Annotated in this window: 10 protein-coding genes; 4 read left to right on the forward strand and 6 right to left on the reverse strand. The window is 42.5% G+C overall.

Annotation, left to right across the window (positions count from 1 at the left end; all coding sequences use genetic code 11):
- Positions 1-11: 11 nt before the first annotated feature.
- Entirely contained in the window at positions 12-1,337 is a 1,326-nt protein-coding gene (locus B3297_RS02410; protein ID WP_070567272.1) for an IPT/TIG domain-containing protein, read from the reverse strand.
- A gap of 1,260 nt (positions 1,338-2,597) precedes the next feature.
- Between B3297_RS02410 and B3297_RS02415 the strand changes: the two genes are divergently transcribed.
- From B3297_RS02415 to B3297_RS02425, 3 genes are all read left to right on the forward strand, one after another.
- Positions 2,598-3,614, forward strand: a complete 1,017-nt coding sequence (locus B3297_RS02415) for a helix-turn-helix domain-containing protein (RefSeq protein WP_070567275.1) — start codon at positions 2,598-2,600, stop codon at positions 3,612-3,614.
- A 287-nt stretch (positions 3,615-3,901) separates the two neighbouring features.
- Positions 3,902-4,135: a hypothetical protein gene (locus tag B3297_RS02420; RefSeq protein ID WP_139145028.1), complete on the forward strand. Its 234-nt coding sequence runs from the start codon at positions 3,902-3,904 to the stop codon at positions 4,133-4,135.
- Positions 4,136-4,258: 123 nt separating this feature from the next.
- A complete protein-coding gene (locus B3297_RS02425) occupies positions 4,259-4,621 on the forward strand; it encodes a hypothetical protein (RefSeq protein ID WP_070567277.1) in 363 nt (120 codons plus the stop codon).
- Between the two features lie 57 nt (positions 4,622-4,678).
- On the opposite strand, the gene B3297_RS02430 is transcribed toward B3297_RS02425, so the two are convergent.
- Genes B3297_RS02430 through B3297_RS02440 form a run of 3 tightly spaced genes read right to left on the reverse strand, consistent with a single transcriptional unit; the run spans position 4,679 to position 10,251 of the window.
- Positions 4,679-6,049 (reverse strand): RagB/SusD family nutrient uptake outer membrane protein, encoded by a 1,371-nt coding sequence (locus B3297_RS02430; RefSeq protein ID WP_070567280.1) that lies wholly within the window; start codon positions 6,047-6,049, stop codon positions 4,679-4,681.
- A gap of 15 nt (positions 6,050-6,064) precedes the next feature.
- Positions 6,065-9,274, reverse strand: coding sequence for a SusC/RagA family TonB-linked outer membrane protein (locus B3297_RS02435; RefSeq protein WP_167450453.1), 3,210 nt, complete (start codon positions 9,272-9,274; stop codon positions 6,065-6,067).
- A complete protein-coding gene (locus tag B3297_RS02440) occupies positions 9,271-10,251 on the reverse strand; it encodes a TlpA family protein disulfide reductase (RefSeq protein WP_112374241.1) in 981 nt (326 codons plus the stop codon). Before B3297_RS02440 ends, B3297_RS02435 begins: the two co-directional genes overlap by 4 nt.
- A gap of 1,151 nt (positions 10,252-11,402) precedes the next feature.
- Between B3297_RS02440 and B3297_RS02445 the strand changes: the two genes are divergently transcribed.
- The gene (locus B3297_RS02445; protein ID WP_070567287.1) at positions 11,403-11,675 is read left to right on the forward strand and encodes a helix-turn-helix transcriptional regulator; all 273 of its coding nucleotides are present in this window, start codon (positions 11,403-11,405) and stop codon (positions 11,673-11,675) included.
- A gap of 446 nt (positions 11,676-12,121) precedes the next feature.
- On the opposite strand, the gene B3297_RS02450 is transcribed toward B3297_RS02445, so the two are convergent.
- Both B3297_RS02450 and B3297_RS02455 read right to left on the reverse strand, forming a co-directional pair.
- Positions 12,122-12,352 carry a hypothetical protein gene (locus B3297_RS02450; protein ID WP_070567291.1) on the reverse strand — a complete coding sequence of 77 codons (231 nt, stop codon included), beginning with the start codon at positions 12,350-12,352 and terminating at the stop codon, positions 12,122-12,124.
- Positions 12,353-12,400: 48 nt separating this feature from the next.
- Positions 12,401-12,982 carry a PD-(D/E)XK nuclease family transposase gene (locus B3297_RS02455; RefSeq protein WP_115047619.1) on the reverse strand — a complete coding sequence of 194 codons (582 nt, stop codon included), beginning with the start codon at positions 12,980-12,982 and terminating at the stop codon, positions 12,401-12,403.
- Positions 12,983-12,984: the final 2 nt, after the last annotated feature.

Below are 12,984 nucleotides of genomic sequence, written 5' to 3' on the forward strand. Positions count from 1 at the left end.
AAGTAGGTTAATTATTCGATAACTAATTTACGGATGCGCGCATTGCTCCAATCGGCGATATAGATATCGCCCTGATCATTCACCGCAACTCCCCAGGGTTGGTTGAACTGCGACTCTACAGGCCCACCGTCTTTATAACCAGCTTTAGTCGGTTGTCCGGCAACAGTAGAAACAATTCCATCAGCCGATAGCATACGGATACAGTGATTACCATAATCGGCAATAAACATATTTCCGGTCTTGTCAAATTTGATATCCTTTGGATAATTGAAAATTGCATCTTTAACGGGGCCGTCGCGAAATCCCGACCCACCCGGTGCATTGATACGTTTGAAGCCTTCGTTGATATGTTCAGGACGTAGGTCTAATACAGAAATTCCTTGTGCAAACGTGTTCGGGCTAGCGTTTGAGTGTAACGTAATATACAACTCCCAAGGTTTTGCTGGATTAATAGCCTGTCCATATTGTGAACCATAAGGCCCTTTGTGCACGATCGTCGCAGCATATGTCACCGGATCTATTTTAGCGATATGACCATCACGGAAGCGTGTATATAAATGGCCATCGTAGGGGCAAAAAGTCACAAAGTTGGCATATCTATCCGCCTGAACAATTTTGCCGTAATCAGCTGCTGAGAACTGTGCATTCCGCTGGCGAAGTGTCCAAGCTTCTCTTGGATCAAAGGAAAAAAACACTTCCGCAACCGACTCGTGCGAAACTGTCATAATACCTGTTTCCCGATCCACTGTCACCCCGTTGGCATAAGGGTTTGGTGAGGATGCAGCTGAATATAAAGGGGTAACGATATTTTCCTTTTCGTTGATACGCGCTATCCCAAATGATCCACCATCACGCCAGGTCATAAATAGGTTGCCTTGCGCGTCCATATCTAGGTATTTGCCATAGACATGTGCCTGATCGAGTGTACCTGCTAAAAAGTCCTTATCCCCTGTACCGGTAACTGTACTGACCTGCGCCTGGATATGATAAGTAAATGATTTATCATAAATCAATGAATCTTTACCGATGACAACCGAAATTTTGGGATCATCACCAGGAAGACGTGGCACAATAGCATAAATACGTTCTCCACTTGAGGAGACTACTGCAGCCCGTGCATTATTAAAATACACTTTGATCTTATTTGGATCGGATCCAAAGTTTTGACCATCTAATAAGATTTTATCCTTAGCTCCGCCTTCTGCAGGATAGAAAGAAGAGAGCACGACCGGTTTATTGGGATCATGCTCACCTTGCCTTGTTGCAACATCTTCTTTACAATAAGAAAAAAACAGCAACGATAACAAAGAGAATGTTAATTGATTATATTTTTTCATAATAATTTTGGTTAAACAAATCTATAACTGGTTCTGACTTGAGATCGAATACAATTCAGAAAAACAAACAAAACAAATATTTCAAAACAAACAAAACAAATGTATTTCTTAAAAATTGAAAGAATAAGAAATAAACAACACAAGTTAAAACAGGTATAAGATTTAGATTAAAACGCTGCAAAACTAACAAACAAGACCACAAAAACTACCATAACAATGATTACCATATTGTTAACATTGTTTTAATTTAAAAATAAGTAGTTAGTCTCATATTTAAGAAAAAAAAACAAAAAGAAACATCACCAAAACAAAACGAAACAACATTATTGTAACATCTCAATTCACAGTTTACGCAGATACTAAGACAAACCGTGGTGTTTTCTTTCACTTCCCATATTTTGGGGATTTTTGCGGGACATTAAAAAAAACAAAAAAATTGGCAGTTAAATGATGATATCGCAACTAGTTCATCCTTTTTCATAAATCCTTCGTACCTGCCTCGCCCCTTATTCGGAGGCCGCCCGCTTCTTCTCCACTGTTTCCCTACTCCTTCCCTACTGATTATGTAGGCAATATGTAGATAATCTGTAGGAAATATGTAGGCGCATTCCGAAGATGGCACGAACCAGACACGAAAAAATGGTGAATAAAGGGGAGAGAAAAAGAGCATAATGATTAGCCAATTTTCGGCCACCATATGGCCGCTTTTCGGCCAAAAAACCTTCCATATCCTTGAACTGGTAACAGTTAAAAATTCAGGAAAATGAAAAAAAATCTAGCGCCATACAGCCATTGTTCAGTGCGAGCATGTCCTAGTCTTGTCCTAATTTCTCCAAAAGTGTCCTTATTTCGCAAGAGGTGCGAGCATTCCCACTAAAATCCAGTATTATGTATTTTGAAAACTAGTGGGCTAGTACGGAAAATGTACAACTCTTTCTCCAGATTTGGACAACTTTTAACCTTATATACTCGATATATTTGGGATCAATTCAGCAGTGACAGGAAGTAGTGTCGATCAATTGAGAAGTAATGCAGTTGATTTAGGAATTAATTCTACAATATAAAACAATCACAAATTCTATGTTTGAATTCACTCATCCATTAGCTGGGATTTAGGCGTAGTCAATAAATAACAGTCAAACCGAGCTATAAAATAGCAAAAATATATTAAATAAACATGTGCTGGACGGTAGTATTTAGTAAATAAATTATAAATACTTTTCCATACCGTAAAAGTTGAAAAATAAACCACGATCAATTATGAAGAAGACCTTCAAATTTATATTACCAAAAGTAGCTTATTTCGAGGACGAAAAACACCCATTTCTCACCCAATTACCTGGTGCCAAGCGTAATCTATATGAGGATCCTTCTATCCAGCTTGTAGAGGAATACATAGATTACCGGCAGACCATATTATATCGGCTACAGGCCCATGTGCCCACTGATTGTATCGTGCAACTTAAAACAAACAGGCCAGACTTTCACCTGATTTATACCAAGAACGCGACGGACGATATTATCGTTCAAAAACATGGTACCAAAAACGAAATAGTACTTCCCCATAGACATAGTACTTTTACCTACATTCCGCGCAGTAAATTCGATATACTGCTAAAGCCCGGGAATTACCTGGTCTACGGGCTATTGATTGATATCGGCCTGGTGCGGGACATCATCTACCATCACGGCCACTTTCTATCCGAATTAAAAAATGCCAGAAAAAGGGATAAATCCAGTCTTTACCAGACCGCCTTATGGCCGATCAAAGAGCTGACTGATTACCAGCTCAACCGCATTGAAACAATCTTTTTCAACTATAGCAAACAAAACGAAGCAAAGGTTGTCGAGCAGATTTACCAGTTATTTGATATCGCCGAATCAAAACAATTTGCATTCTATGAGAAACTGAGCGAAAGTGAAATACTGGCCAGAAAAGCTAGAACAATGATCCATGATATCGTCAACCAAGGTTTTCAGGAAGTGAATATAAGCCTGATTGCCACTATCCTAAGCGTTTCTGATGCCCACCTGACGCGCTGCCATAAACGCCATTACAGACAGACTCTTTTACAGTATAGGGACGAAATACTCCTTCCGCTGGCAAAAGAAAGATTGCTTTCGACTTATAGTATTGGCGAAGTAGCCAATTTTTGCGGATTTAAATACCCAAGTGGTTTCTCCAAATATTTTGAAAAACGGGTAGGCCTGTATCCCTCCGATTATATTGAACTCCATCGTAATCCCGACAATGACAAAAATGAATACATCATATGATCAAAAATGGATAAATGAATTCACCGAGGCTGCCTTACCTTTGAAATACGCTTAAAGAACGAAAAGCAAAAGAGATGGCAGGCGTACAAGTGCCATGCGATCCCCGTCTTTCCCGACTGGGAGTCCAGCTATCTTCGGTACGTCTGCGAAAGGTTGGGAGGAGATAGCTGGAGCAAAATAAAATAGGGACGCGGGTACAGCGATAAAGTGCAAAACAACACAGAGGGCAGGCCGCACCCAGGATGTGCCGCTGCGCTACAGGTTATGGATAGGTAAAATGAACGAAGATGAAAAGTCTACAAACAGTAAAAACGAAAATCAGCCAGCTAGGCCTGCAGATCAGGTCGGGGCTCCAGTCCTTAGGGATCCTACTGTTTGGGCAGTTTGTCCTTCGATTCAGGTATAGAGCCATTCTTTGGTTCAGCACACTGCGCTATGCTCCTATCTGTCTATCCTTGGCCCTAAAGAGAGTCGCAAGCAAGATGTTGTATCCGCGTAAGTTTGCACTGTTCCCGAGTTAGCTGGCTTCTCGGCTTCCAGGAAGCTGGCCGACCATACAATAGGAACCCTCGATTGCATAACTGTGAGGCAAAACCGATGTGCAAAATGATTACCAACAGAATTTCAAATTAAAACATTACACCATGATAACGTTAAAATCAAAAATCATAGCTGGATTTACAGCATTAATACTATTATTCGGAGCTTTCTATATTGTGAGAGCGAACCAGAACAAAACGGAGCCTACTGTAGCACCAAAGATGCTTGCAACGCAATGGTTTGAATTTATCGGGTCTTCATCGGATTCCCCGACCGATCCAACTAAGTATCGGCTCATAGAAGAAGATGAACCGATGCCGACCTGTAACCCAGGGGATCAGGTATGTGCACTACGGGCACCTGTAGATTTAAACGGGCAGCCCGATATAGACAGCACATTGCAGAATGAAATACAGACTGCGACTTCAAACGAGCAACATTCGGCAAACGTACGGGTGAGGGAATAATCTGACTACTCCTGAAAAAGAGAGGAAAGACTGATTGTTTTTCCTCTCTTTTTACTGTCAATTCTGAGTGAGCGACCCATTATCAATCACTTCATCAGGTAGTTTATACAGATACCTGACCACATCGGACGGCTTCATTGTATATGTTTTCCCTTCGGCGGTCCTGGTCATTGTTTCCACCTGTTCACCGAGTAGGATATACCTTCTGATATCTGACCACCGCTGTCCCCTAAATATCAGTTCCCTTTGACGTTCCTTTTTTATGTATTCCAGTGCCCTCCTTTGGTCTGTAAACACTACGGGTTTAAAGTCATCTGTGGAAAAACGCCCTGCCCGAACCAAATCGATGTCTTTTGCCGCATCGTTCAGCCTGTTTTGGCGGATATTCGCCTCCGCACGGATAAGGTACATTTCGGCCGTCGTTGTCCCGCAAAATAACTGGGAGGAATTTAAACCATTATAATTTCCCTTAAAGAGGATTTCCCCGAGGTTGTTCAGGGAGAAAAATGCCACTTTCCTCAGATCCCCCTTTTCATAATTGTCATATTCAAGCATGTTTACCCGTCTCCTTGAAGGCGCAAGGGCTACGCCGCCGTTCATGGCTACGTCGAAAATCACTTCCTTATTCCATTTGGAAAAAGGAAGACTCGCGGTAGCGGTTATTTCCGTTCCATAGTCCATAACTTCTGACCGGATCATCAGGGCGGAATCCGCGTACCGTCCAGCAGTTTCAAATTCGGACATGACCAGGTATATTCTGGCCAGTTCTGCATAGGATGCCGCTTTTGAAGGTCTTGTCGGGATATCGGTTCTGTCTGGCAATAACCCAATGGATGTTTTCAGGTCAGTGATGATAAAATCATAGCATTGACGGACAGTACTTCTTGAGATCTGTTCATCCAGGGATGGCTCAGTCCGTAAGACCACTCCAAGCTGGGCATTGCTCCCCGAAGGATCATAAGGAAGGGAAAATACCTGCAGCAGGTTGAAGAGCTGGTGCGCCCTATAAAAAAGGGCTGCCCCCCGAAGCGTATTCACCTCCGCTTCATCACTGGTGGCCGTTTTTATAGAAGGCAGGTATTTTAGTACCGTATTGGCATACAAGATCGCCTGATAGGGGCCGGTCCATTGGCTGGCCACGGGACTATACGGTTGCCAGAGATAAAGCAGCCTATCTCTTTCGTTGGTCATTCCTGCCCACGAAGTTTCATTTAGGTAGTAACTGTCACAGGCTGTTTCCCCAAGGCCTGTTGTGGCAAAGTTCATTACCACCTCGCTGTTGCCAAGCAGGCCCCGCAGGTCCTGCAGGCTGCTGGGAATGGAGAAACTGTCATCAGGTTTTAAGTCAAGATATCGGGAGCAGCCTGAGAGGACGCATGCTACAAGGCTAATAATTGCGCCACTTTTTAAAAATTTAAGTTTTTTCATTGTTTTCTACGTGTTTTAAAATCCAATCTTAAACCCTCCCGTTAGTGTCAGCGGAGGTGCTATCGCACCGTTGGATACGGGGTCTATCCCTTCTTTGTTCGCTGTCCAGATCAGCCCCATATTTGTACCCATGAGAAATAGTTCCAATGACCTTATCCGCTGTCTTGCGATGTTGGAGAAACGGTAGGAAAGCCTGATATCCTGTAGCCGGATATGGTCTCCCCGCCTGACAAGAACTTCGCTGAGGCTATAGAAAGTTTCCCGGTCTGTATTCAGGGGATAGTACATTGCTGGTACATCGGTGTGCAGTTCATCACCTGTCTTTTTCCATCGTATGGAAATATCTGAATGCCCTGACCAGTTGCTGAAAAAGGAAGAATAGTTGATGCTGTTCTTTCTGAAAAAGTAAACAAATTGCCCTAAGACGGTGAATGCAAACTCCAGGTTCCTGTAGCCTATCCTGTTCCGGTAGGATGCCGTTAGCCGGGGTACACTTGAGCCATGATATACCAGATCATCCAGATCCGTGTTTCTGATTATATTTTGATAATTGATCGAAGGTTCTCCATTTTCGAATCCCCTTGGAGCTCCCTGATCAGCTGTTAATCCGTCCCAGCGGAAGCTGGTCAGCATATTTCGGTCCTTTCCCACAAAATACCCGGCATACATCGCCTGATTGGTCACAGCCAATATCCTACCATGATATTTTTCCAGGGTGGTCCTGTTGTACCCGGTCCGTAATACCCCGTTCCATGACCAGTTGCGGCTGCTTATAGCCGTCGAGACGGTGAGGTCTAATCCCTGGCCTTTGAGTTCCGCGGAATTCATTGTCACGGAGGAGGTACCCAGTGTTGGATCGACAAGAGCGAAACCGATCAGGTCGAGCGATTTCTTTCTGTAATAATCAAATGTAAAATCCAGTCTTTTATTCCACATTTTCCATTCTATGCCTGCATTGAAAGTTTGAACTCTCTCCCAGCGCAGCCCCGGATTCTGCAAGGACAGGATATTGGTAAACGGCTGGTTCGAATAAAAATCCAGATAATTGGCCTGTTGGAGTACAAGTTCAGCAGGGATACTTGCATCCACATTTCCGCTATAGCCGAAGGAAGAACGTATTTTAAGATAATTCACCGCATCGGAATGATAGAATGGTTCCCCCGATATTTCCCATCCACCGCCCAGGGACCAAAGCGGGGACCATTTATTTCTTGTGTCCACGCCGAATATATTGGAGGCATCGCTTCTGGCACTGGCAGACAGAAAATACCGGTCGGCAAAGCTGTAATTTACAGTTGAGTAGATGGATACATATCTATTTGCCGTTCTTCCTGTCCCCAGCCCATTTGGTATATAACCTTTACCGCCGATGGCGGGGAACAGGGGATATGTGTTGGCAAAATCGACTGGCGAAAAAGTATTCCTGTCTGCCTGGACCCCATAAGTTCGGTAGGATGAATTGCTGTTATTGATTTCCCTTACCTCGGCCCCGGCTATCCCCTGAAGGCGGTGCCCCCTGCCCAGCTGCCTGTCGATGTCCAGCTGGGTCCGGAGGGAATAGCCCCATAGTTTGGCATTGCTTCTGTCCTGTATGCCACCATCAGGTATCCCATAGGTCGTCTTGCCTCCGTTTATGGCTGTAAAGCGGTTGTACAGGTTCCGGGTATAATAACTGTTTTCTTCCAGTAATGACGAGGATTCTGTTAGGGCACGGTTCAGCTGCGACTGAAGGGTGAACCGTAGGCCTTTAGCTAAGTCGTAACCCAGATCAAGCCCCGCGACAATCTGCTGATTTTCTGACCTGCTACCGGTTCTTTCGAGCTCATCCAGGGGGACAAAATTCCAATTCCTGGATACCAGCCCCTGATTTTGGTCGATAAACGTTCTGTCATAGTCCGTGTAGAGTATGTCATTAACCCCGTCGCTGTTTTTCAATTGTGCATATGGATAGAGTTCTTTGTTGTTGACCTTGATGTGGCCGTAGCCTACCATATTGGAAGTGTTATACATGGTGCCCGTGATCCTGCTAAAAGAAAGGTCTGTCGAAAGGGTCAGTTTTGATACCGGCCTGTAGGTCTGGCTAAATCTGGCCGTGATCCTATCCTGGCCGTTTGTTGGCATACTATAGGTATTTTTATTGTAACCGAGCGAAAAAGAATAGCTTACCTTATCCCCGCCTCCACGCAGGCCTATGGAAGAGCTGCTTTCAATAGCATTTCTGTAAACAAAGTTCAGAAAATCATTTCTTACGTCAATTCCCCGCAGTACTCCTAATCGTTCCTCGAGCTCCTTTTCGCTGATTTCCTGTTTCTGTTGCTGAATGAGAAGCTTTACGACTGGCGTGATCACCGGCTTTTTGCTGTCATTGATCTGTGTACCATAAAAACCTTTTTCAAAAAGAAACCTCTCCATGTCAATAAAATCACTGGACGAGGCGGTCTGGCGCGAGAACAGGTCCGGTTTTCTCGAAACCATCAAGCTGGAGGAAACATCTACGAAAAGAGGCTGGTTCAGTTTGCCTTTTTTTGTTGTGATGACCAGTACACCATTTCCGGCCCGTACACCCCAGATTGAGGCGGCGGCAGCGTCCTTTAGCACGGTAACTGTTTCTATATCCTGGGGATTGATATTTTCAAGCGTGCCCTCAAAAGGGAAGTTATCCACAACGATCAGGGGAAAGGTCTGGCCTATAAGGCTGGACTGTCCCCTAATGGTGAGGTTGGGCTGTTGCGCCGCTCCATTAAAATTATAGCCGGTCCTATCCGTATAGGCACCTGAAATAAGACCATCTATCCTGTCAAGTAGGTTTCCCGATGTATTATACTGTATTTCCCGCTCGCTGATCGTTGCTACGGAGCCGGTAGAAGCCCTTCTGTCAATACGCTGATATCCGGTGTTGATCTTCACTTCCTCCAGCGTGTTTGACCTTGGGAGCAATTCAACAGAAATATATTGCGCGTTTCCCAATAAAATCGGTCGGGATACCGGTACATATTGCACATCCCTGATCAGGATCGTGTCTTGGCCACGGGCAGTCGGCACAAGGGTAAAATTACCTGTAAGGTCTGATGATGTCGACACATTGTTCCCTTTAAGCATAATGGTTGCGCCCCGGATAGGTCTTCCGTTGGATTTATCCACTATCTTTCCTGAAATTGTGATATTGGTCTGCGCAGATAATGAGCTCCACAATATCAGCAGCAGGAGTGTTGTCCATATTTTCAAAGCAGCCCCCCTTTCTTTTGAGTATTGACCTGTTTTCGGCTTTGGATATTTCCGGCTGCTTTGGAGCTTATTGTTGACCAGTCATCGGCTTGTGCCTTTATTATGTTTTCAACGTCAAGATATTTGGCAGATGTGATTGCCCTGATCTTATTGCCCTTGATCCATACAATATGCGGTACAGACTGTACTCCGAAATAATAGGTCAGAACGAAATCTTCGGCTACAGAGAAGGGCTTGTAGTCCTTGAACCAATATAAAATGGTCTTTGAATGTTCGATTTCGTCGGTAGTTTGCGCAGTAACAGGTATCACGGAAACGGATGCTGGCAGTTCTATTTCTTTTAGCTTTCGCAGTGAATTCAGGCAGCTTCCGCACCAGGTTGCCCAAAAGTCCAGTACAATGAGTTCCTGCTTTCCAAAATCATTCAATGTAATCCTTTGTTTTCCGTCTGGGTGGTTTACAGTCAGTAGGTGGAGCCCCCACAATGCGTCTGGAATGGTATCTCCGATCTGTAATGGCTTGATGCTATTTAGCCCATCCGCCCCGCTGTCTTGGCGGAGCGTCTGAGCAGATAAACCAAACATATAAAACATAAGAGCTAATAAGATAAACGCTCTTATGTTCTTCAATGCCTTAAAAGAAAAATATAAATATTGAAAAACTATAGCTGTAAGCAGAAGCAATCCCCTACCAACTCCTGACCAACTTCGCCCTTTCCGCGGGTTTTCATCGAGTCGGCTGCGGAATTTCAGTGGGTCACACCGATGAAAACCCGATGCCAATTCGAAGCGAATAGCATAAAAGGCAGAAGAAAGGCCGGTATTAACTGGGAAAAAGTCCAAAGCCAGTAGGCGTACTTTTTTCAGCACTCGGCCAGTACCCTTACAATAGGATCTGCTCGAGTATCTGGCCAGTGCTTGGCAGATGTAGGTATTTATATTTATCTTGACTAGCGTCAATAATTTTAACGTATTCATAATTTGTTTGTTATTGGTTATTTCGATAACCGACTGAAAAAATCAGCGATTTTTTTGCTCAATTCCAGTTCTTTTTCTATAAGCTCGTCTGCTTCCGATTACAGCTCAGCTTTAGTAATATCTAGTTTACGATGATTGACGATACAGTATACGATCAACAGACGATACACTGCAATTGCAAACTCCTGCATTTCTTCATCTTTCAAAAGCTGACGCCTTTCTACTCCATCATCAACATAAGCACTCAACAGCACTAGGATATTAGCAGATATCGCATTTAAGGCATACCGATCTCAGAATATTTCGATCTCCTTTATAGAGCCATAATCGACCTTGTGGACATCGTAAATCATCCAATCAAAAGCAAATTGTAGCACCAAAATCCTTTTCATTTTTCAGTTTGTAAATCCGTAACCCAAAGTACATAAGATCCCCTTTCCGATCGAAATCAGCTTTTTTGAGGCCTGATCATACTCAGGTCAGTTTGACAATAATTTAATTAATTCAGTAAGCCAGATCGCGTTTGAATGAGGGGTCACACAGGTAAATATATTGGCGTTACGCGATCAATGACTAAAAGAGACCAAATAGTATTTGGCAGAGCCAGCCGAGCTATTCGGGAGCTGTGATGATGTTTTTTTGTAATTGCTTCCGAAAAACAAAAGCACCGATAAAATCACATTTTTGTAATGTTAATTGGTGCTTTATTTTTTTGATTTTATTTCTCATAATTCGTCAAATTAAAACGAACTCAAAGAAATAGTCAAAAATGGATGACTACTTGCTTGTCGTAGCAGCAGAGGCTCTGGCGGAACCTTTACTCATTACCCTAGGAAATAACTTTCAGTACCATTATTAAAAAATAATGGGTGATGCCAAAGATCAAGCAAGCGCCATCCTACCCTAGGAATATTTTCCAAAGATAGGATAAATTGACGCATTACTCACCCTCCATATCACAATAATCGCCAGATCCTGCTACGAGAGTTCGCTATTAAGTTTAGTTTAATTCCTACTTTTTATTTTTTACCATTAAATTCAGATAATTATATTTAACCACCACAAATATATAAAATCATTTAAATAACTCCAAATAAAACGTATCGTTTTATGGAGTGGTGTTTTACCTACAGCTTCCGTTCTTTTATAGAATGGAACATAAAAACAATAATAATATACTAGTTCTTGATGTTGAACAAAAACTAATTGGCCTGCGTTTCAAGCAAATAAGAAAAACCATGGGCTATTCTAGTCATGAGAACTTTGCTTATGATTACAATCTTGACAGAGCTCAATACGGAAAAATCGAAGCGGGATCGTCCAACATGACACTAAAGGTTTTCATTAAACATCTAAATGCCATTGGTTATTCCTTTCCAGAGTTTTTTAATGAAGATTATGACTCAATAAAATTAGATTCTTAAAAGCAAGGTGAAAATTTATAAAATCATGAATCTTCAATCGTAGTAAGTGTCGCTGGATTCTTATCCAGCACACGGCGTTGATCTGCAAGACGTTGATCTTGATAAAGTCCAGAAATTTACGAATAAAGTAAATGCGGCAGTTGGAAAATTTAAAGACGCTCAAGCTGATCGATTAGGAAAATCATGTTACCAGCGCGGCCCTTTTTTATTCGGGAAAGCTATATTGGCTATAATGTCCACGTAGGCCGGCTGAAAACACCATCTTTTATCATCGATGACCGAAATGTTTAATAATGCTCTTTTTAATGTTATTGAAGATGCAATGCGTTTTTGAAAAACTAAATGAAATCAACATGATACAATCCAAGATTATTCAGACCATCTGTATCAAACGAAAAAGCCATCCTCTAAAGAATGGCTCTATAATATTTTATAAGCAAAAAATCCTATTTCAGCTCCTCCACCTGTTCGACAGTCAGTCTTAAAGCTTTAGCAATATCTTCTACAGCTACAACAATTTTCTTAAATTCTAACGCTGATTTAAGCTTTTCAGCTAATTTCTCAGCTTCGGCTTTGGCACGCTCTTCCAATCGGCCTTTCTCCATACCCTCCTTTTCAGCATACGCAATTGTAGCATTATAGACACGTTTCTGTTCTAAGCTTGATATGTATGACATCTTCTCTTCCAGCGTTAAATTTGCCAGTTCTCCTATAGCAAAACTAAGCTAAATTTCAATACGAAAGAAATTTAGCGATCTCTCATCCGCTTTATACATATTATTAAGTCGGATGAAAATACGCGATAACATTCTTTTATCCAAATACTTAGATGATCCGTCCAGCTCATCCAGATGCTTCATCAGGTACATCCATTGATCTATGATTGTATCCAACCTGGACAGTGGCTTAATGAAATTGGGCAAGACAAACATCTTATAGCTCAGCTTGGGATAAAGAACTTCTTGGTCAAGTTCATCAAAGATCTTGGCACTGTAATAATATTTCGCCCTGTTCAATGGATCAAGCCGAAACCCCAGTACGGCAATAAAATATACCGGTGGCAGCTCATAATTATTTCCCGCAGTTGCTTTCTTGGTCAAGCGACTAATCGTTCGGGAGGTATAGCTTACCCCACGGTCAAAAATCACTTTCCGATCATACGGCAAATCGCCGTCTTCTTCAACATTGCTGTAACTGAGATCCTCGACCACATGCTCTCCCTCAAGCAGACTATTTAACAAATTGATTAAATTCTCTTTATTTTCCTCCCGTCCAAAATATAGCTTCCAGCCAAAATCAGAAAGCATAC

This window comes from Sphingobacterium sp. UBA3519 (genome assembly GCF_002377215.1).
Classification (GTDB): Bacteria; Bacteroidota; Bacteroidia; order Sphingobacteriales; family Sphingobacteriaceae; genus Sphingobacterium; species Sphingobacterium multivorum.